The organism is Phycicoccus avicenniae (assembly GCF_050496545.1).
In the GTDB taxonomy this organism is placed as follows: domain Bacteria; phylum Actinomycetota; class Actinomycetes; order Actinomycetales; family Dermatophilaceae; genus Phycicoccus; species Phycicoccus avicenniae_A.
The window spans coordinates 1-20,791 of the sequence record NZ_JBNVZV010000014.1 but is presented as its reverse complement, the minus strand read 5'-3'; the positions used below and the strand labels follow the sequence as shown (position 1 = coordinate 20,791).

18 protein-coding genes and 1 pseudogene are annotated in these 20,791 nt (G+C 70.3%); all 19 read right to left on the bottom strand.

What is annotated here, in order from left to right; genetic code table 11:
- Window positions 1-65: 65 nt before the first annotated feature.
- The 19 genes and pseudogenes from fusA to rplJ all read right to left on the bottom strand — a co-directional run bounded on the left by fusA (window position 66) and on the right by rplJ (window position 20,489).
- Window positions 66-2,180, bottom strand: coding sequence for an elongation factor G (gene fusA, locus ACQZ2A_RS12670; RefSeq protein WP_430211519.1), 2,115 nt, complete (start codon window positions 2,178-2,180; stop codon window positions 66-68).
- Between the two features lie 106 nt (window positions 2,181-2,286).
- On the bottom strand, window positions 2,287-2,757 hold the full coding sequence (gene rpsG, locus ACQZ2A_RS12665) for a 30S ribosomal protein S7 (protein WP_166118005.1): 471 nt from the start codon (window positions 2,755-2,757) through the stop codon (window positions 2,287-2,289).
- Window positions 2,757-3,131, bottom strand: a complete 375-nt coding sequence (gene rpsL, locus ACQZ2A_RS12660; RefSeq protein WP_030526821.1) for a 30S ribosomal protein S12 — start codon at window positions 3,129-3,131, stop codon at window positions 2,757-2,759. Before rpsL ends, rpsG begins: the two co-directional genes overlap by 1 nt.
- 307 nt (window positions 3,132-3,438) lie before the next feature.
- Window positions 3,439-3,933, bottom strand: coding sequence for a DinB family protein (locus ACQZ2A_RS12655; RefSeq protein ID WP_430211515.1), 495 nt, complete (start codon window positions 3,931-3,933; stop codon window positions 3,439-3,441).
- A complete protein-coding gene (locus tag ACQZ2A_RS12650; protein WP_430211512.1) occupies window positions 3,930-4,469 on the bottom strand; it encodes a GNAT family N-acetyltransferase in 540 nt (179 codons plus the stop codon). Before ACQZ2A_RS12650 ends, ACQZ2A_RS12655 begins: the two co-directional genes overlap by 4 nt.
- A 35-nt stretch (window positions 4,470-4,504) precedes the next feature.
- Window positions 4,505-4,951: a hypothetical protein gene (locus ACQZ2A_RS12645; protein ID WP_430211510.1), complete on the bottom strand. Its 447-nt coding sequence runs from the start codon at window positions 4,949-4,951 to the stop codon at window positions 4,505-4,507.
- 124 nt (window positions 4,952-5,075) lie between these two features.
- Window positions 5,076-5,759 (bottom strand): spermidine synthase, encoded by a 684-nt coding sequence (locus ACQZ2A_RS12640; protein WP_430211507.1) that lies wholly within the window; start codon window positions 5,757-5,759, stop codon window positions 5,076-5,078.
- A gap of 97 nt (window positions 5,760-5,856) precedes the next feature.
- Entirely contained in the window at window positions 5,857-6,090 is a 234-nt protein-coding gene (locus ACQZ2A_RS12635; RefSeq protein WP_430211504.1) for an LPXTG cell wall anchor domain-containing protein, read from the bottom strand.
- A gap of 45 nt (window positions 6,091-6,135) precedes the next feature.
- On the bottom strand, window positions 6,136-6,510 hold the full coding sequence (locus ACQZ2A_RS12630; protein ID WP_430211501.1) for a hypothetical protein: 375 nt from the start codon (window positions 6,508-6,510) through the stop codon (window positions 6,136-6,138).
- Between the two features lie 104 nt (window positions 6,511-6,614).
- Complete coding sequence (locus ACQZ2A_RS12625) at window positions 6,615-10,502, bottom strand: DNA-directed RNA polymerase subunit beta' (protein ID WP_430211500.1); 3,888 nt, start codon at window positions 10,500-10,502, stop codon at window positions 6,615-6,617.
- 102 nt (window positions 10,503-10,604) lie between these two features.
- Window positions 10,605-14,093, bottom strand: a complete 3,489-nt coding sequence (gene rpoB, locus ACQZ2A_RS12620; RefSeq protein WP_430211497.1) for a DNA-directed RNA polymerase subunit beta — start codon at window positions 14,091-14,093, stop codon at window positions 10,605-10,607.
- A gap of 326 nt (window positions 14,094-14,419) precedes the next feature.
- Window positions 14,420-14,860, bottom strand: coding sequence for a hypothetical protein (locus tag ACQZ2A_RS12615; RefSeq protein WP_430211769.1), 441 nt, complete (start codon window positions 14,858-14,860; stop codon window positions 14,420-14,422).
- Between the two features lie 92 nt (window positions 14,861-14,952).
- Window positions 14,953-15,225 (bottom strand): annotated as a pseudogene (locus ACQZ2A_RS12610) (MlaD family protein); the annotation flags it as partial.
- Between the two features lie 47 nt (window positions 15,226-15,272).
- A complete protein-coding gene (locus ACQZ2A_RS12605; RefSeq protein WP_430211494.1) occupies window positions 15,273-16,568 on the bottom strand; it encodes an MCE family protein in 1,296 nt (431 codons plus the stop codon).
- Window positions 16,565-17,392 carry an MlaE family ABC transporter permease gene (locus tag ACQZ2A_RS12600; protein ID WP_430211491.1) on the bottom strand — a complete coding sequence of 276 codons (828 nt, stop codon included), beginning with the start codon at window positions 17,390-17,392 and terminating at the stop codon, window positions 16,565-16,567. The genes ACQZ2A_RS12605 and ACQZ2A_RS12600 overlap by 4 nt, the downstream gene beginning before the upstream one ends.
- Window positions 17,393-17,397: 5 nt before the next feature.
- Entirely contained in the window at window positions 17,398-18,165 is a 768-nt protein-coding gene (locus ACQZ2A_RS12595; protein WP_430211489.1) for an MlaE family ABC transporter permease, read from the bottom strand.
- Window positions 18,162-19,133, bottom strand: a complete 972-nt coding sequence (locus ACQZ2A_RS12590; protein WP_430211487.1) for an ABC transporter ATP-binding protein — start codon at window positions 19,131-19,133, stop codon at window positions 18,162-18,164. The genes ACQZ2A_RS12595 and ACQZ2A_RS12590 overlap by 4 nt, the downstream gene beginning before the upstream one ends.
- Window positions 19,134-19,411: 278 nt before the next feature.
- On the bottom strand, window positions 19,412-19,804 hold the full coding sequence (gene rplL / locus ACQZ2A_RS12585) for a 50S ribosomal protein L7/L12 (protein ID WP_030526805.1): 393 nt from the start codon (window positions 19,802-19,804) through the stop codon (window positions 19,412-19,414).
- A gap of 58 nt (window positions 19,805-19,862) precedes the next feature.
- A complete protein-coding gene (gene rplJ / locus ACQZ2A_RS12580; RefSeq protein ID WP_430211484.1) occupies window positions 19,863-20,489 on the bottom strand; it encodes a 50S ribosomal protein L10 in 627 nt (208 codons plus the stop codon).
- Window positions 20,490-20,791: the final 302 nt, after the last annotated feature.

Sequence of the window (20,791 nt, the reverse complement as noted above, 5' to 3'; positions counted from 1 at the left end):
GACGTGGCGTCGTTCTGGGTTGGTTTGATGCTTCTCTCAGCGGAGACCAGCGACCACTCTAGCGGTCACTCGCCCCGGGTCTTCTTGATGATCTCCTCGGCCACCGACTTGGGGACCTCGGCGTAGGAGTCGAACTCCATGGAGTAGTTCGCCCGGCCCTGGGTCTTGGACCGCAGGTCGCCGACGTAGCCGAACATCTCCGACAGGGGGACGACGCCGCGCACGATCTTGGCGCCGCTGATGTCCTCCATGGCCTGGATCTGGCCACGGCGGGAGTTGATGTCGCCGATGACCTCGCCCATGTAGTCCTCGGGCGTGCGGACCTCGACGGCCATCATCGGCTCGAGGAGGACCGGCTCGCACTTGCGGACGGCCTCCTTGAGCGCCATCGAGCCGGCGATCTTGAACGCCATCTCCGAGGAGTCGACGTCGTGGGCCGCACCGTCGAGCAGCGTGGCCTTGATGCCGACCAGCGGGTAGCCGGCGAGGACGCCGTACTGCATCGCGTCCTGGATACCGGCGTCGACCGACGGGATGTACTCGCGCGGGACGCGACCACCGGTGACCTTGTTCTCGAACTCGTAGAGCTCGCCCTCGGCGGTGTCGAGCGGCGCGAGCGCGATCTGGATCTTCGCGAACTGGCCGGAGCCACCCGTCTGCTTCTTGTGGGTGTAGTCGAAGCGGTCGAGGGTGCGCTTGATGGTCTCGCGGTAGGCGACCTGCGGCTTGCCGACGTTGGCCTCGACCTTGAACTCGCGCTTCATGCGGTCGACGAGGATGTCGAGGTGGAGCTCGCCCATGCCGGCGATGATCGTCTGGCCGGTGTCCTCGTCGAGGTGCACCTGGAAGGTCGGGTCCTCCTCGGCGAGCTTCTGGATCGCGGTGCCGAGCTTCTCCTGGTCACCCTTGGTCTTGGGCTCGATGGCCACCTGGATCACCGGCTCGGGGAAGGTCATCGACTCGAGGACGACCGGCGCGTTGAGGTCGCACAGGGTGTCACCCGTGGTCGTGGCCTTGAGGCCGATGGCGGCGTAGATGTGCCCCGCCATCGCGTCCTCGACCGGGTTCTCCTTGTTGGCGTGCATCTGGAAGAGCTTGCCGATGCGCTCCTTCTTCACCTTGGTGCTGTTGAGCACCTGGGTGCCGGCCGAGATGTGGCCGGAGTACACGCGGATGAAGGTCAGCGTGCCGAAGAACGGGTGCGAGGCGACCTTGAAGGCCAGCGCCGAGAACGGCTCGTCCTTGGACGGCTTGCGCTCGACCTTCTCGTCCTCGTTGCCCGGGGCGTGACCCTCCATGGCCGCGACGTCGAGCGGCGAGGGGAGGTAGTCGACGACCGCGTCGAGCATCGGCTGGACACCGCGGTTCTTGAACGCGGAGCCGCAGAGCACGGGGTAGAGCTCGGAGGAGATGGTCAGCTGGCGGATGCCGGCCTTGATCTCCTCGGGGGTGAGCTCGCCGCCCTCGAGGTACTTCTCCATGAGGGCGTCGTCGGTCTCGGCGACGCGCTCGACGAGGTGGTGGCGGTACTCCGCCGCCTTCTCGGCGAGGTCGGCCGGGATCTCCTGGATCTCGTACTTGGCGCCCAGGGTGACGTCACCCTTGGCGTCGCCGGGCCACACGAGGGCACGCATGTAGACGAGGTCGATGACCCCGACGAAGTCGTTCTCGGCACCGATCGGCAGCTGGAGCACGAGCGGCTCCGCGCCGAGGCGGTCCTTGATGGTGTCGACGGTGAAGTAGAAGTCCGCGCCGAGCTTGTCCATCTTGTTGACGAAGCAGATGCGGGGGACGTTGTACTTGTCGGCCTGGCGCCACACCGTCTCGGACTGGGGCTCGACGCCCTCCTTGCCGTCGAAGACGGCGACGGCGCCGTCGAGGACGCGCAGCGAGCGCTCGACCTCGACGGTGAAGTCGACGTGACCGGGGGTGTCGATGATGTTGATCTGCGACCCCTCCCAGAAGGAGGTGACGGCAGCGGAGGTGATGGTGATCCCCCGCTCCTTCTCCTGCTCCATCCAGTCGGTGGTCGAGGCGCCGTCGTGCGTCTCGCCCATCTTCCGGTTGACGCCGGTGTAGAAGAGGATGCGCTCCGTCGCCGTCGTCTTGCCGGCGTCGATGTGCGCCATGATGCCGATGTTGCGGACCTTCGTGAGGTCGGTCAGGACGTCCTGTGCCACGTTCTGTGCTCTCGTCTCGTCGCTTCGGGGGTGCTGCGGGTTCGGTGCGCGTGCCACCGGTGGGCCCGGGGAGCCGGCCACGGTCGTGGCGGCTCCCCGGGTCGGGTCACCAGCGGTAGTGGGCGAAGGCCTTGTTGGACTCGGCCATCTTGTGCGTGTCCTCGCGACGCTTCACGGCGGCACCGAGGCCGTTGGAGGCGTCGAGGATCTCGTTCATGAGGCGCTCGGTCATCGTCTTCTCGCGACGCTGACGGGAGTAGCCGACGAGCCAGCGCAGCGACAGGGTCGTCGCGCGGTTCGGCTTGACCTCGATCGGGACCTGGTAGGTCGCACCGCCGACGCGGCGGGACTTGACCTCGAGGGTCGGCTTGATGTTGTCGAGCGCGCGCTTGAGCGTCTGCACCGGGTCGGTGCCGGTCTTCTCGCGGCAGCCCTCGAGCGCGCCGTAGACGATGCGCTCGGCGGTGGACTTCTTGCCGTCGAGGAGGACCTTGTTGACGAGCGAGGTCACCAGCGGGGACTGGTGGACCGGGTCGGTGACGAGCGGCCGCTTCGGTGCGGGACCCTTGCGCGGCATCAGCTCTTACCCTTCTTCGCGCCGTAGCGGCTGCGCGCCTGCTGACGGTTCTTCACGCCCTGGGTGTCGAGGGCGCCACGGATGATCTTGTAGCGCACGCCGGGGAGGTCCTTCACGCGACCGCCGCGGACGAGCACCATCGAGTGCTCCTGGAGGTTGTGGCCGACACCGGGGATGTAGGCGGTGACCTCGATGCCGCTCGTGAGGCGCACGCGGGCGACCTTGCGGAGGGCGGAGTTCGGCTTCTTGGGGGTGGTCGTGTACACACGCGTGCACACACCGCGGCGCTGCGGGGAGCCCTTGAGGGCAGGGGTCTTGGCCTTGACGGCCTTGTCCTGCCGGCCCTTGCGCACCAGCTGGTTGATGGTAGGCAACCTGGATCCTTCGTCTTGTCTCGTCAAGCCACGGCGTCGGCGCCGCGGCTCCTTGTCATGGCCGGTGCTCGACCCCCGCGTTCGGGTGTGTCGCACCGGCTGCTCGTCCCTGCACTCCCCATGGGCCAGCCTCGGGAGGATGGTGGTGGGGCGCCCGGCACGAGGTGGGCGAGGCCGTTCCCGTCACCTCGCGGCGCCGGTCACGGCTCGTGGGTCCGGACCTAGCCAGACACAGCACTCAAGGATACCGGCCCGCGGTGCGGCACCCAAATCGGTTCCCGCGCCGGACCCCGCCGGGCGGCCGTGCTCAGAGGACGATGTGCTGGCGCCCGTCGAGCAGCTCGCGCACGGCGTCGAGGTGACCGGCGTGGGTCGCGGTCTCGACGAGGACGTGGAGGACGACCGAGCGCACGTCCGGGAAGGACATCCCGACCTGCTCCCACCACGGGTCGGTCCAGGCGGGGGCGGCGTCGAGGTCGGTGGCGGCGAGCACCGCGTCGGCCGCCTCGACCGCGGCTCGGTAGGCGTCGACGACGGCGGCGGCCGGCTCGTCGGGGCCGACCACCCAGTCGGCGTTCCGGCCCTCGGGGAAGAAGTCCGACGGTCGGCCGGCGACGACCACCTCGAACCAGTACCGCTCGTCGGAGAGGGTGAGGTGGCGCAGCAGGCCGAGGCAGCTCCAGCCCGACGGCAGCACCGGCCGGCGCAGCTGCTCGTCGTCGAGACCCTCCACCTGCTCGAGCACGTGCCGGCGGACACCGCCGAGGCGGCCCAGGAGGACGTCGCGCTCGGTGCTGCTCACGCCGTCTCCTCGGCCCGCTCGAAGGCGGGCGCGTACCGGAAGGGGCCGGCGAGCTCGGGGCGCCAGGCGCGCAGGGTGAGCACCTGGAAGTGCTCCTCGGGCCAGGTCCCGGGCGAGCCGATGCCGTGCCGCACGGCGGGCACGAAGCCGAAGGCGCCGTAGTAGCCGGGGTCGCCGAGCAGCACCAGCGACGGCTCGTGGGCCTGCTCGGCCGTGGCCACCACCGAGGCGACGAGCGCCGAGCCGATACCCTGCGCCTGGTGGTCGGGCCGGACGGCCAGCGGGCCGAGGCCGACCGAGGCCCCCTCCCCCATCGTGGCCCGGCTGCAGACGACGGAGCCGACGACCTCGCCGTCGAGCTCGGCGACGAACGTCAGCGTGGGCAGGACGTCGCCGTCGGCGCGCAGCCCGTCGACGATGGCGACCTCGGCCGTGCCGTCGGAGTAGGTGGTGCCGGCGAAGGCCGTGTGGACGAGATCGCGGACCGGACCCTCGTCCCCGGCTCGCTCGGGACGGATGACGAGGTCGCGGCGCATGGCCCCATCCTCGCGCACCCGTCCCGGTCCGCGCGTCAGGGTCTGGCGCAGGTGACCGTCCAGGCCACGGCGTCCTGGCGGGTGCTGTCGCCGTGGACGCTGCGGCCCTCGGCCCGTCCACGGCCGCTCACGAGGGGCACGGTGGCGTCGACGGAGACGAAGTCGAACACCGACACGTCCTTGAACCAGCCGATCGTGACGTCCTGGCCGACCACCGCGGCCCCGAAGCTCTCCTGGCGGGTCGGGGTCGAGACGTCGTCGGTGAACCCGGTCGTGGTGGTGACCGTGAAGCGCTTCGTGTAGGTGGCGGTCTGGACCACCGGGTCGGCGCCCGGGACGTGGGTGGTCCCCGTCCAGTCGATGGTGGCCGAGCACCGCTCACGGACGGTGCCGGCGGCCTGGCTCTGCAGGGGCACGAGCACGGCGACGGCGGCCACCGGGACGGCGGCGAGGGCGAGGTGACGGACAGGGGTGCGTCGCATGGTGGATCTCCTCAGGGGTGGGCCGCCCGGCGAGGGCGACGGGGTGAGTCGACACCCGACCTCCGTCCGGCCACCAGTGCCCGAAGGTCGTAGACCCCCTGGGGTATGTCAGGGAGGAACGGCCCTACCCTGCGGCCCGCCCCAGGTGGTACAGGGCGTAGTCCAGCGACCGGCCGTCGCGGACGACGGGCAGCACGGTCTCGAGCACCGTGTCGCCGGGGCCGGCGACGGCGTGCAGGGCGGCGAGCAGGGCCGGCGCCACGTGCGAGGACCAGACGACGAGGAGCCCACCCGGAGCCAGCGCCTCCCGCGAGGCGGCCAGCCCGGCCGGTGCGTAGAGACCGGCGTTGCCTGCGTGGACGAGGAAGTCCGGCCCGTTGTCGACATCGAGGAGCACGACGTCCCACGGCCCGGTGGGTCCGCCCTCCCCCCGCAGGACGGCCGCCACGTCGGCGACGTGCAGGCGGCAGCGCTCCCCCTCGAGGTCGGCCAGCTCGGGCGCGAGACCCGCCCGGGCCCAGCGCACCAGCGGGGCGGCGAGCTCGACGACGTCCACCCGCCCGACCCGGGTGTCCCCCAGCACCGCCCGCGCCGTGAACCCCAGGCCGAGCCCGCCGACGAGCACCCGCGCGGGTGCGGGGTGACGCCGCAGGGCCTCGGTGGCCAGCAGGACCTCCGTGGAGGTGTCGACGGTGTCCATCGCGAAGGCGCCGTCGACGACGAGCTCGAGGACGTCACCGCGCCGGCGCAGGGCCACCTCGCCGGAGGGGGTGTCCTCGCGGCCGAGCATCACTGGCGGCTGGTCCATGCCGGCCACCCTAGGCACCGGCGGTCGAAGGTACAGAACACGCCGTGTGGGATCGCCCGGCACGGCGTGTTCTGTCCTTTCGACGGGTCAGGCAGGGTCAGCGGGGACGTCGCGTGCGCCGACGTCGTGCGAGGAGCCAGACCGCTGCGAGCACCAGGACGAGCCCCAGCAGCGGGAACCACCCGGGAACCGCCACGAGCGGTGCCGCGGCGCGGGGGTCGTCGGACCGGGGGACGAAGGGCGCGAGGACGACCCGCGCGACGAGCGGCGCCGCGGTCACGAGCAGCACCCCGACCACCAGGCCGGCGACGACCCCCCTCTGACGACGCATCGGCCCATGGTGCCTCACCCGAGCGAGGCAGGCCCGCCGATGCGGTCAGGCGGGGACCGGCGGGGCGGGTGCCCGAGGGGCCAGGGCCCGGACCACGTCGAGCACGCCCCCGACGGCCAGGACCAGCGCCGCCGGAAGGAAGAGGACCCCGATCGAGAGCAGCGCCAGCACGGTGAGGACCCCGTGCACCCCGACCGCCGCGACCCGCACGCCCCACCACGGGGTGCACCACGCGAGCAGCCCGAGCCCGAGGAAGAGCGCCAGCGGGACGAGCACCCCCGGCCCGTTGACGGCGAGCAGCGTCGCCGAGCCGTCAGCGCCCGAGCCGTCGGAGGTCGAGTACAGCGGGAGGGTGAGGCAGGCGAGCACGGCCAGGAGGTCCAGGGCCGCACCCGCCGCGAGGAGCCGGCGGTGTCGCACCCGCTCATCGTCCTCCCGGGTGCGGCACGCCGTCCAGCACCCCGCAGACGCCGCGAGGGCGGGCGACCACGTGGTCGCCCGCCCTCGCGGGGTGATGCCCTGGCTCAGAGCCGGTCGAGACCGAGCTCGGAGTCGTCGAGGCGGACGGCCTCGCCGGACCCGGGGCCGAACGAGAACGCGTAGTCCTCGTAGTTCGGCATCGAGTACATGGCGGCCTTGGCCTCCTCGGTGGGCTCCACCGCGATGTTGCGGTAGCGCGGCAGGCCGGTGCCGGCCGGGATGAGCTTTCCGAGGATGACGTTCTCCTTGAGGCCGAGGAGGGAGTCGGACTTGCCCTCCATCGCCGCCTCGGTGAGGACGCGGGTGGTCTCCTGGAAGGAGGCCGCCGACAGCCACGACTCGGTCGCGAGCGAGGCCTTGGTGATGCCCATGAGCTCGGGACGACCGGAGGCCGGCTTGAGGCCCTCGGAGACGACGCGACGGTTCTCCTCCTCGAAGCGCCCGCGCTCGGCGAGCATCCCGGGGAGCAGGTCGGCGTCGCCGGACTCGATGATCGTGATCCGGCGCAGCATCTGCCGGACGATGACCTCGATGTGCTTGTCGTGGATCGACACACCCTGCTGGCGGTAGACGTTCTGCACCTCGTCGACGAGGTGCTCCTGCGTCTTGCGCGGGCCGAGGATGCGCAGCACCTGCTTGGGGTCGATCGACCCCTGCGTCAGCTGCGTGCCGACCTCGACGTGCTGGCCGTCCTGGACGAGCAGGCGGGCCCGCTTCGTCACCGGGTAGGCGTGCTCCTCGGAGCCGTCGTCCGGCGTGAGCAGGATGCGACGCGCCTTGTCGGTCTCCTCGATCGTGACGCGGCCGGAGGCCTCGGCGATCGGCGAGACACCCTTGGGCGTGCGGGCCTCGAAGAGCTCGACGACACGCGGCAGACCCTGCGTGATGTCGTCACCGGCCACACCACCGGTGTGGAAGGTGCGCATCGTCAGCTGGGTACCGGGCTCACCGATGGACTGCGCCGCGATGATGCCGACGGCCTCACCGATGTCGACGAGCTTGCCGGTGGCCAGCGAGCGGCCGTAGCACTTCGCACAGGTCCCGACCTTGGAGTCGCAGGTGAGGACCGAACGGACCTTCACCGAGTCGACGCCGGCCGCGAAGAGCGCGCCGATGACCACGTCACCGAGGTCGATGCCGGCCTCGGCGAGCACCTCGCCGTCCTTCTCGACGTCCGCGGCGAGCGTGCGCGCGTAGACCGAGGTCTCGACGTCGTCGTGGACGGTGCGGTTGCCGGTGCGCTCGTCGCTCGCGGCGATCGGCATCGGCAGGCCGCGCTCGGTGCCGCAGTCGTCCTCGCGGATGATGACGTCCTGGGAGACGTCGACGAGGCGACGGGTCAGGTAGCCCGAGTCGGCGGTGCGGAGCGCGGTGTCCGCGAGGCCCTTTCGCGAACCGTGCGTCGAGATGAAGAACTCGAGCACGGTCAGGCCCTCGCGGAAGTTCGCGCGGATCGGACGCGGGATGATGTCGCCCTTCGGGTTCGACACCAGGCCACGCATACCGGCGATCTGGCGCAGCTGCATCCAGTTACCGCGAGCACCCGAGGACACCATCTTGAAGATGGTGTTGGTCCGCGGGATGTTGGCCTCCATCTCCTTGGCGACCTCGTTGGTGGCCTGCGTCCAGATCTCGATGAGCTCCTGGCGGCGCTCGTCGTCGGTGATCAGACCGCGCTCGTACTGCGTCTGGACCTTCGTGGCCTTGGTCTCGTAGCCGTCGAGGATCTCGAGCTTGCGCGGCGGGGTGACGACGTCGGAGATGGCGACCGTGGTGCCGGACCGGGTGGCCCAGTGGAAGCCGTACTCCTTGAGCGCGTCGAGGCTCGCCGCGACCTGCACCTTGCTGTACCGCTCGGCGAGGTCGTTGACGATCGTCGACAGGCGCTTCTTGTCGACCTGGTCGTTGACGTAGGGGTAGTCCTCCGGCAGCGTCTCGTTGAAGAGCGCGCGGCCGAGGGTGGTCTCGAGCGTCATCGAGGCCACGAAGCCGTCGGCGTCGGTCTCGACACCCTCGGGCAGCTCGGAGAGCGGGGTCGGGACGAACCGCTCGAGGCGGATCTTGACCGGCGAACCGAGCTCGATCTCCCCGGCGTCGAAGGCCATCCGCGCCTCGAACACGTTGTGGAACACGCGCCCGGAGCCCTTGCCCTCCTCGACCGCGGAGGTGAGGTGGTAGAGGCCGATGATCATGTCCTGGGTGGGCATGGTCACGGGGCGGCCGTCGGCCGGCTTGAGGATGTTGTTCGAGGACAGCATGAGGATGCGGGCCTCGGCCTGGGCCTCCGCCGACAGCGGCACGTGCACGGCCATCTGGTCACCGTCGAAGTCCGCGTTGAACGCGGTGCAGACGAGCGGGTGGATCTGGATGGCCTTGCCCTCGACGAGCTGCGGCTCGAAGGCCTGGATGCCGAGGCGGTGCAGCGTGGGCGCACGGTTCAGCAGGACCGGGTGCTCGGTGATGACCTCCTCGAGGACGTCCCACACGACCGGGCGCTGGCGCTCGACCATCCGCTTGGCGGACTTGATGTTCTGCGCGTGGTCGAGGTCGACGAGCCGCTTCATGACGAACGGCTTGAAGAGCTCGAGGGCCATCTGCTTGGGCAGCCCGCACTGGTGCAGCTTGAGCTGCGGGCCGACGACGATGACCGAGCGGCCGGAGTAGTCGACGCGCTTGCCGAGCAGGTTCTGGCGGAACCGGCCCTGCTTGCCCTTGAGCATGTCGGACAGCGACTTCAGCGGGCGGTTGCCGGGGCCCGTGACCGGGCGGCCGCGACGGCCGTTGTCGAAGAGGCTGTCGACGGCCTCCTGGAGCATCCGCTTCTCGTTGTTGACGATGATCTCGGGCGCGCCGAGGTCGAGGAGTCGCTTGAGGCGGTTGTTCCGGTTGATGACCCGGCGGTACAGGTCGTTGAGGTCCGAGGTCGCGAAGCGGCCACCGTCGAGCTGCACCATGGGGCGCAGGTCCGGCGGGATGACCGGGATGGCGTCCAGGACCATGCCGGAGGGCTGGTTGGTCGTGGTCTGGAACGCCGAGACGACCTTGAGGCGCTTCAGGGCGCGGGTCTTGCGCTGGCCCTTGCCGGTGGCGATGGTCTCGCGCAGGGACTCGGACTCGGCGTCGAGGTCGAAGGTCTGGAGGCGCTTCTGGATCGCCGCGGCGCCCATCCCGCCCTCGAAGTACAGGCCGAAGCGGTCGCGCATCTCGCGGTAGAGGACCTCGTCGCCCTCGAGGTCCTGGACCTTGAGGTTCTTGAACCGGTCCCAGACCTGCTCGAGGCGCTCGACCTGCTGGTCGGCCCGCCGGCGGATCGCGTTCATCTCGCGCTCCGCGGAGTCGCGGACCTTGCGCTTGGCGTCGGACTTGGCGCCCTCGGCCTCGAGCGCGGCGATGTCGTTCTCGAGCTTCTTGGCCCGGGCCTCGACGTCGGCGTCGCGACGGTTCTCGATCTCCTTCTTCTCGACCTGGATCTGGGCCTCGAGCGACGGGAGGTCGGCGTGCCGCTGGTCCTCGTCGACGGAGGTGATCATGTACGCCGCGAAGTAGATGACCTTCTCGAGGTCCTTCGGGGCGAGGTCGAGCAGGTACCCGAGGCGGCTCGGGACACCCTTGAAGTACCAGATGTGGGTGACGGGGGCGGCGAGCTCGATGTGGCCCATCCGCTCACGACGGACGGCCGCACGGGTCACCTCGACGCCGCAGCGCTCGCAGATGATGCCCTTGAAGCGGACCCGCTTGTACTTGCCGCAGGCGCACTCCCAGTCACGAGTGGGGCCGAAGATCTTCTCGCAGAAGAGGCCGTCCTTCTCGGGCTTGAGGGTGCGGTAGTTGATCGTCTCGGGCTTCTTGACCTCGCCGTGGCTCCAGGCACGGATGGAGTCGGCCGTCGCGAGGCCGATCCGGAGCTCGTCGAAGAAGTTGACGTCGAGCACGTGGTTCCTTCTTTCGTTCTACGAAAACTGTGGTCTGACCGGTGGGTGATCGGGCGGGATCCCCGGCCCGGGTGCTGGTGGGCACCCGGGCCGGGTCACCTGTCAGACCTCTTCGACGCTGCTCGGCTCGCGCCGGGACAGGTCGATGCCGAGCTCCTCGGCGGCGCGGAAGACGTCGTCCTCCGCCTCGCGCATCTCGATGGTGGAGCCGTCGCTGGACAGCACCTCCACGTTGAGGCAGAGGCTCTGCATCTCCTTGATGAGCACCTTGAAGGACTCGGGAATGCCGGGCTCGGGGATGTTGTCGCCCTTGACGATGGCCTCGTACACCTTCACGCGGCCGTTGACGTCGTCGGACTTGATGGTGAGCAGCTCCTGGAGCGCGTAGGCCGCGCCGTACGCCTCGAGGGCCCAGACCTCCATCTCACCGAAGCGCTGGCCACCGAACTGGGCCTTACCGCCGAGCGGCTGCTGGGTGATCATCGAGTACGGACCCGTGCTGCGCGCGTGGATCTTGTCGTCCACGAGGTGGTGCAGCTTGAGGATGTACATGTAGCCCACCGACACCGGCTCGGGGAACGGCTCGCCGGAGCGGCCGTCGAAGAGCCGGGACTTGCCCGAGCCGTCGATGAGGCGCACGCCGTCACGGGTCGGCCGGGTGCTGTCGAGCAGCCCGACGATCTCGTTCTCGCGGACACCGTCGAAGACGGGCGAGGCGACGCGCGTGCCGGCCGGGGCCTGGCGGGCGTCCTGCGGGATGAGCTCGGCCCACTCGGGCTGGCCCTCGATCTCCCAGCCGCGGCTGGCGGCCCAGCCGAGGTGCAGCTCGAGGATCTGCCCGACGTTCATACGACCGGGGACACCGAGCGGGTTGAGCACGACGTCGACCGGCGTGCCGTCCTCGAGGAAGGGCATGTCCTCGACCGGGAGGATCTTGGAGATGACGCCCTTGTTGCCGTGGCGGCCGGCGAGCTTGTCGCCGTCGGTGATCTTGCGCTTGTTCGCGACGTAGACGCGGACCAGCTGGTTGACACCGGGGGGCAGCTCGTCGCCCTCGTCCTTGTCGAAGACCTTGACGCCGATGACGGTGCCGGTCTCGCCGTGGGGGACCTTGAGGGAGGTGTCGCGGACCTCGCGGGCCTTCTCGCCGAAGATGGCGCGCAGCAGGCGCTCCTCCGGGGTCAGCTCGGTCTCGCCCTTGGGCGTGACCTTGCCGACGAGCAGGTCGCCGTCGCGGACCTCGGCGCCGATGCGGATGATGCCGCGCTCGTCGAGGTCGGCGAGCACGTCCTCGGAGACGTTCGGGATGTCCCGGGTGATCTCCTCGGGGCCGAGCTTGGTGTCGCGGGCGTCGACCTCGTGCTCCTCGATGTGGATCGAGGAGAGGACGTCGTCCTGCACCAGGCGCTGGCTGAGGATGATCGCGTCCTCGTAGTTGTGGCCCTCCCACGGCATGAACGCCACGAGCAGGTTGCGCCCGAGCGCCATCTCACCGCCCTCGGTCGCGGGACCGTCGGCGATGAGCTGGCCGGCCTCGAGCCGCTGGCCCTCGTTGACCCGGACGACCTGGTTGTAGCTGTTGCCCTGGTTCGAGCGGTCGAACTTGGCGATCCGGTAGGTGCGGGTCGTGCCGTCGTCACCGGCGACGGTGACGAGGTCGGCGGAGACCTCCGTGACGACGCCGGCCTTCTCGGCGACGACGACGTCACCGGAGTCGACGGCGGCGCGGAACTCCATGCCGGTGCCCACGAGCGGGGCCTCGGCCCGCACGAGCGGGACGGCCTGGCGCTGCATGTTCGAGCCCATGAGGGCGCGGTTGGCGTCGTCGTGCTCGAGGAACGGGATGAGCGCGGTGGCCGCGGAGACCATCTGGCGCGGCGAGACGTCGATGTAGTCGACGTCGACGGCCGGGACGTACTCGACCTCGCCACCCTTGACGCGCACGAGGACGCGCTCGTGGGCGAACGTGGCGTTGTCGTCGGCGAGCGTGGCGTTCGCCTGCGCGATGACGTGCTCGTCCTCCTCGTCGGCCGAGAGGTAGTGCACCTCGTCGGTGACGACACCCTTGGTGACCTTGCGGTACGGGGTCTCGATGAAGCCGAAGGAGTTGATCCGCCCGTAGGAGGCGAGCGAGCCGATGAGGCCGATGTTCGGGCCCTCAGGGGTCTCGATCGGGCACATGCGGCCGTAGTGCGACGGGTGGACGTCGCGGACCTCCATGCCGGCGCGGTCACGGGAGAGACCACCCGGGCCGAGGGCCGACAGACGCCGCTTGTGCGTCAGGCCCGCGAGCGGGTTGTTCTGGTCCATGAACTGCGACAGCTGGCTGGTGCCGAAGAACTCCTTGATGGAGGCGACGACCGGCCGGATGTTGATGAGCGTCTGCGGCGTGATCGCCTCGACGTCCTGGGTCGTCATCCGCTCGCGGACGACGCGCTCCATCCGGGACAGGCCGGTGCGGACCTGGTTCTGGATGAGCTCGCCGACGTTGCGCAGGCGACGGTTGCCGAAGTGGTCGATGTCGTCGGTCTCGACGCGCACGTCGACGGCCTCGCCGCGGCGCTGGCCGGGCATGGCCTCCTCGCCGGCGTGCAGGGCGACGATGTACTTGATCGTGGCGACGACGTCGTCGATGGTCAGCGTCGACTGCGCGAGCTCGCTGTCGATGCCGAGCTTCTTGTTGATCTTGTACCGGCCGACCTTGGCCAGGTCGTAGCGCTTGCCGTTGAAGTAGAGGTTGTCGAGCAGGGTCTGCGCGGCCTCCTTGGTCGGCGGCTCGCCCGGACGCAGCTTGCGGTAGATGTCGAGCAGCGCGTCGTCCTGGTCGGTGGTGTTGTCCTTCTCCAGGGTGAGCCGCATCGACTCGTAGTCGCCGAACTGCTCGAGGATCTCGGCCTCGGACATGCCGAGGGCCTTGAGCAGGACGGTGACCGACTGCTTGCGCTTGCGGTCGACGCGCACACCGACCATGTCGCGCTTGTCGATCTCGAACTCGAGCCAGGCGCCGCGGCTCGGGATGACCTTGGCCGAGTAGACGTCCTTGTCGGAGGTCTTGTCGGGGGTGCGCTCGAAGTAGACGCCCGGGCTGCGGACCAGCTGGGAGACGACGACGCGCTCGGTGCCGTTGATGATGAAGGTGCCGCGCTCGGTCATGAGCGGGAAGTCGCCCATGAACACCGTCTGGCTCTTGATCTCGCCGGTGGTGTTGTTCATGAACTCGGCGGTGACGAACAGGGGCGCGGAGTAGGTCTGGTCGCGCTCCTTGCAGTCCTCGATCGAGTACTTGACGTCCTCGAAGCGGTGGTCGCGGAAGCTCAGCGACATGGAGCCGCTGAAGTCCTCGATCGGGGAGATCTCCTCGAAGATCTCCTCGAGGCCGGAGCGCTCGGGGACGTCGTCACGGCCGGCCTCGAGGGCCTTGGCGACGCGCTCCTGCCAGCGCTCGTTCCCGAGCAGCCAGTCGAAGCTCTCGGTCTGGAGGGCCAGGAGGTCGGGGACCTCGAGGGGCTCCCGGATCTTGGCGAAGGACAGACGGCCCGAAGCCGTCCGGGCGGAGTTCATGGGGTTCGACGTGGTGCGCGAGGCAGCCAAGGAGAGTTCCTTCCACGGGCCTGGTTCATAACTGCGGTCCGGCCGCTCCCGACCGTCCGAGCACCGAGCTCCGCTCCGACCGCGGGTCTCCCGGGACAGCCGGGGGCATGGCGGTGGAACGACTCATCGACGAGCGGGGGAAGGTTAGGGGCAGCGCAAAGTGATAGCATACCCGAAGAAGGCAGCACCGTCCAACCGCGTCAAACCCTTCGGCTCCCGGTGCGGGCGCCCGCGTGAGCGGGCGACGCGAACAGGATGGCCCGCGCACCCCCGCCCGTCAAGCGATACGGGGAATCCGGGCGTGCCGCGGCGTGCTCTCCGGGCCCTCAGTAGGCCGAGAGCTTCTCGATCAGCCAGCGCCCGTCGACCCGCTTCATCGTCGCGATGACGCGGTTCTGGTCGACCGAGGGCTGGTCCTCGCCCTTGGCGGTCTTGGCCTGGTCGAGGAAGACCTGGACCGTCACCGTGTCGGGGGTCTGGCCCATGACGCCGGCCTCGTAGCTGCGCGCCCGGACGGTGACCTCGTCCTTCTGCGCGGCCGGCGCGATGGTGCGCGCCATCGTCTGCGCGTACTCGCCGCGGAAGGAGCCGGTGAGCAGCTGGGCGTTGGCCGCCGACTGCTGGTCCAGGGTCTGCCAGCTGTAGGAGAGCAGCTGCTCGAGGGAGGTGCGGGCCTGGGCGGTCGCCGCGCGGGCGTCACGCTCGCGGGCGCCGGTGTCGCGCAGCGCGACGGTGAGCACGAGCGCGAAGGCGACGAGCGCGAGCACACGGTGAGGTCGAGGGCGGGGTGCGTGCGCTCGAGCGGGATGGTGCCGTTCTCGCGCAGCGGCGCGGCGTTGCCGGGCTCCTGGGTGAGAGCGACGTAGCGCTCCCCCACGAGGTTGCGGTACTTGATGGTCGCCGCCGTGCCCTGGGTCAGGCTGGTGGAGCGCAGGACGTCGAAGGTGACCTCGGCGTGCAGCCGGTCCTTCGCGACCGCGATGTCGCGGACCGTGCCGACCCGCACGCCGGCGATGCGAACGTCCTGGCCGGCGGAGAGACCGGTGACGTCGGTGAAGACGGCCTTGTACGACGCCTTGTCGCCGGGCAGGACGTTGGCGATGGTCGCCGCGAGGATCCCCGTGGCGAGCACGGTGACGACGACGAAGACGAGGAGCTTGACCAGGCTCGAGGTGGTCCTCACTGGTTCACCACCTTCCCGCGGAGCATCGGCCCCGCGAGGAGTGTGGTGAGCGCGTTCGGCTCGCCGGCGCCCTCGGGCGCGAGCGCGATGGCGACGACCCGCTGCTCGGCCTCGGTGCCGGCGAGCCCGGAGTCGACGTTGCCGACGGCGAGGCCGGTCGGGGCGAGCAGGGCCGAGGGCAGCGCCGAGCGGGCCGAGCCGCCGGTGCCGTCCGCGAACGTGGTCGGGCCGCGCGGGTTCTTCTGGCTGCCACCGGGGTTCGGCAGGCCGTTGCAGTTCGGCCCGCGGTCGTCGTTCCACGCCGGCTCCTGGCCGGGGCGGTAGCCGCTTCGCTGGCGCGGGGTCTCGAGGGTGATGTGGAACTGACCGCCGGCGAAGATGCCCTCGGCGCGCGGGATCCAGTCGACCAGCCCCTTCGCGAGGCAGGGGTAGACCGGTGCGTGCTTCGCGAGGACCGCGAGGGTGGGGCGCTGCACCCGGCCGACCTGGATGATGCGGTCGTCGTTCTTCTCGAGGAACTCGGCGGTCGTGTTGGCGAACCCGGCCGTGCCCGCGAGAAAGCCGGCCAGCTGGTCCTTCTTCTCGACGATCGTCGCGTTCGTCGTGCGCAGCGCGTTCGCGGCGGTCAGGAGGTTCGGGGCGGCGTCGGCGTAGGTGCTGGCGAGGTCGGCGAGGCCGCTGATGTCGGCCTGGATGAGCGGCATCTGGGGGTTGAGCTCGGTGAAGTAGCGGTTGACGAGGACCAGGTTCTCCCCGAGCTTGGTGCCCCGGCCGTCGAGGGCGGTGGCGAGCGCGTTGAGCGTCGCGGCGAGCTTCTCGGGCTTGACCGTGCGCAGCAGCGGCAGCAGCTCCTCGAAGACCCGCTCGAGCTCGATGGCCACGCTCGTGCGGTCCTGCGGGATGACGTCGCCCTCGCGGATCGCCCGGCCGGGCGCACCCTGCGGCGCCACCAGGTCGACGAAGCGCTCGCCGAAGAGGGTCTTGGGCAGCAGCCGCGCGCTGACCTTCGCCGGAACCTGGTCGACCGATGCGGGGTCCAGCGCCAGGGTCAGGGTGGCACCGTCGGGACCGGAGGTGATGGTGCGGACCTCACCGACGATGACGCCGCGGATCTTGACGTCGGCCGCCTCCTGCATCTGGCTGCCGATCCGGTCGGCGCGCAGGGTGACGGTGACGACGTCGGTGAAGACCTTCTCGAAGGCCGCGATCGAGAGCGTCACGCCGAGCGCGACGACGAGCAGGAACGCGACGCCGAACGCACGCTCCCGCAGCCCTGCAAGGACGCGGCTCATCCCGCGATCCTCACGGTGGTCGTCGCCCCCCAGATGGCCAGGCTGAGGAAGAAGTCGACGAGGTTCACGGCGACGATCGAGGTCCGTACGGCCCGGCCCACGGCCACGCCCACCCCGGCCGGGCCGCCGCTCGCGGTGTAGCCGTAGTAGCAGTGGATGCCGATGATGACGACGGCGAAGATCAGCACCTTGGCGAAGGACCAGAGGATGTCGCCGGGTGGCAGGAAGAGATGGAAGTAGTGGTCGTAGGTGCCCTTGGACTGCCCGAAGTAGTCGGTGACGATGAACCTCGTCGCCGCGTAGGAGGAGAGCAGGCCGAGCACGTAGAGCGGGATGACCGCGACGAAGCCGGCGATCATCCGGGTCGTCACGAGGAACGGCAGGCTGGGGATGCCCATGATCTCAAGGGCGTCGACCTCCTCGCTGATCCGCATCGCGCCGAGCTGGGCGGTGAAGCCGCAGCCGACCGTGGCGGCCAGGGCGAGACCGGCGACGAGCGGCGCGATCTCGCGGGTGTTGAGGTAGGCCGAGACGAAGCCGGCGAACGCGCCGGTGCCCAGCTGGTCGAGCGAGCTGTAGCCCTGGAGGCCGACCTGGCTGCCGGTGAAGAAGGCCAGGAAGGTCAGCACCCCGACCGTGCCGCCGATGACGCTCAGCGCCCCGGTGCCGAGGGAGACCTCGGCGAGCAGGCGGAGCACCTCCTTGCGGTAGCGCGTCAGGGTCCGCGGCACCCAGCGGACCGAGGAGACGTAGAAGCGCATCTGCGCGCTCAGCTCGTCGAGCAGGCGCAGCGGGGCGCGGGCGGCGGAGGAGACCTTGGACATCGGCGTCAGATCTTCTGCGGGACGACTTGGAAGTACACGGCGCTGATGACGAAGTTGACGACGAACAGGAGCATGAAGGTGATGACGACGGCCTGGTTGACGGCGTCGCCGACGCCCTTGGGCCCGCCGCCGGCCGTCAGCCCCTTGTACGAGGCGACGAGCGCCGCGATGGCACCGAACAGCAGCGCCTTGATCTCCGAGGTCGCGAGGTCGGCGAGCTGGGCCAGCGCGGTGAACGAGGCGAGGTAGGCGCCCGGGGTGCCGCCCTGGACGAGGACGTTGAAGACGTAGCCGCCGGCGACACCGACGACCGAGACCAGCCCGTTGAGCAGCGCGGCGACGAGCATCGTCGCGAGGACGCGCGGCACGACGAGGCGCTGGATCGGGGAGATGCCGAGCACCTCCATCGCGTCGATCTCCTCGCGGATCTTGCGCGAGCCGAGGTCGGCGCAGATGGCCGAGCCGCCGGCGCCGGCGACGAGCAGGGCGGTGACGAGCGGCGAGGCCTCGCGGACGACGGCGAGCACCGAGGCCGCGCCGGTGAAGGACTGGGCGCCGAGCTGGCGGGTCAGCGTGCCGAGCTGGAGGGCGATGACCGCACCGAACGGGATGGCCACCAGGGCCGTCGGGACGATGGTCACCGACGCGACGAACCACGCCTGCTGGATGAACTCCTTGAGCTGGAACGGCCGCTTCGGCGTGGCCCTCGCGACGTCGAGGACCAGCCCGAAAAACGAGCCGGCCTGGCGCAGGCCGTTGGTGACGACGCTCATCCGCCGGCCCCCTGGTCGACACCGACGATGCCGGCCGTCGTGGACGCGAAGCTGCCGGGGGGCGGGGTGACACCGTTCGCGGTGCACCACTCCCCCGGCTCGCGCTCGGCCCGGCGGGGCGTGCCGTCACTGGTCGGGAGCTGGAGCGGGATGGGCGGGAGCGGCGGCAGCTCCTGGCCGGACTCGGCGGCCAGCTCGTCGGCGTCCTTCTCCTCCGACATCCCGATCGGGCCGACGGTCTGGGCGTTGAGGAACTGGCGGACCACCGGCTCCTCGGAGGAGAGCAGCATCTCGCGCGGGCCGAACATCGCGAGGTGGCGGTGGTAGAGCAGGCCGATGTTGTCCGGCACCGTGCGGGCGGTGTTGATGTCGTGGGTGACGATGAGGAAGGTCGCGTCGATCTGGGCGTTGAGGTCGACGAAGAGCTGGTTGATGTAGCTGGTGCGCACCGGGTCCAGGCCGGAGTCGGGCTCGTCGATGAGCAGGATCTGCGGGTCGAGGACGAGGGCGCGGGCCAGGCCGGCGCGCTTGCGCATCCCGCCGGAGATCTCGCCGGGCAGCTTGCCCTCGGCGCCGGCGAGGCCGACGAGCTCCATCTTCTCGCGGACGATGTCCGCGACCTCCTTCTCGCTCTTCTTCGTGTGCTCGCGCAGCGGGAAGGCCACATTGTCGAACAGGCTCATCGAGCCGAAGAGCGCGCCGTCCTGGAAGAGCACGCCGAAGAGCTTGCGGATCTCGTAGAGGTCGTCGCCGCGCAGCCGGACGACGTCCTGGCCCTCGATGACGATGGAGCCGGCGTCGGGGCGGATCAGGCCGACGAGGGTCTTGAGGAAGACCGACTTGCCGGTGCCGGACGGGCCGAGGAGGACGGAGATCTCGCCCGCGGGGAGGGTGAGGGTGACGTCGTCCCAGATGAGCTGGCTGCCGAACCGCTTGGTCAGCCCGCTCACCGCGATCTCGACACCCATGTCGCCCTTCCCGAACCGTCGTCACCGTGCACGCGGCCCGGAAGTTACCTACCGGTAGCCGGGCCGCGGACCATCAGACCATGCCGACCGCGGCGAAAGTGCTTTGCGGACCTATGGCTTTTCTCAGGCTCCGCCGGGCCCCCACGGGAGGTCAGGCTGCCACGGGATCGGGTTCGGAGCCGGGGCTTTCGGCGGATTGGTCCGGGCACGCGAGCGGGGCCCGACCGCGAACGGTCGGGCCCCGCTGGTGCGAAGCGAGTCCCCTCACGGGGACGGGCTCACTTGAGGGTGACGGTGGCGCCGGCGCCCTCGAGCTGCTCCTTGGCCTTCTCGGCCGCGGCCTTGTCGACCTTCTCGAGGACGGGCTTCGGGGCGCCGTCGACGAGGTCCTTGGCCTCCTTGAGGCCGAGGGAGGTCAGCGCGCGGACCTCCTTGATGACGGCGATCTTCTTGTCGCCGGCAGCCTCGAGGACGACGTCGAACTCGTCCTGCTCCTCGGCGGCGGCGGCGTCACCCGCACCACCGGCGGGGGCGCCGGCGGCGGCGACCGCGACGGGCGCGGCGGCGGTGACGTTGAAGGTGTCCTCGAACTCCTTGACGAACTCGGAGAGCTCGATCAGGGTCATCTCCTTGAAGGCGTCAAGGAGCTCGTCGGTGCTGAGCTTGGCCATGATGGCGTCCTTTCGTGTGGTGCCGTGGTGGCGTTTCGGTGGTGAGCCGACCGTGAGGTCAGCTCTCGTCGCCACCCTCGGCGACGTCGGTGGCCTCGGCCGCGGGGGCGTCGGCGGGGGTCTCCTCCGCAGCGGCCTCGGCCGGGGCGTCGGCGGTGGCCGCCGGGCCCTCGGTCTCGACCTTGGCCCGCAGCGCGTCGACCGTGCGAGCGGCCTTCGAGAGCGGGGCGGCGAAGAGGTAGACGGCCTGGCTGAGCGAGGCGTTCATGGCGCCGGCCAGCTTGGCGAGGAGCACCTCGCGGGACTCGAGGTCCGCGAGCTTGGTGATCTCCGCGGCGGAGAGGGTCTTGCCCTCGAGCACGCCGCCCTTGATCACCAGGAGGGGGTTGGCCTTGGCGAAGTCGCGCAGACCCTTGGCCGCCTCCACGGGGTCGCCCTCGACGAAGGCGATCGCGGACGGGCCGACGAGCTGACCGTCGAACGCGGTCACCCCGGCGTCCTTGGCGGCGAGCTGGGTCAGCGTGTTCTTGACCACGGCGTAGGTCGCGTTGCCACGCAGGGTGTTGCGCAGCTCGGTGATCTGAGCCACCGAGAGCCCCCGGTACTCCGTGAGGACGGCGGCGTTCGAGCTCTTGAACTTCTCCGAGAGCTCGGCGATCGCCGAGACCTTGTCGGCACGTGACATTCGGGCCTCCTTCCGTCGGGTCGGACCGTCGGACTGTCGGACCCGGGAACGAGAGAGAGCCCCGGCGCAGGGCACGGGGCTCGGGAGGCGCGGTGGCGCGGACGCCATCGGTGTTCCGGTACTTCGTGGCCTGCGCTGGACGCCCGCTCTCGGCGGGACCTTCGGTCACGAGCGGGAGCCCGTGACGACCGGCGGTCTGTGGTCGTGCACCAGCGTACGGGACGCGGTCCCCCGCCCCCAAATCGCCGGCCCCGCACGGCGGCGGGGGGGGGGGGGGGGGGGGGGGGGGGGGGGGGGGGGGG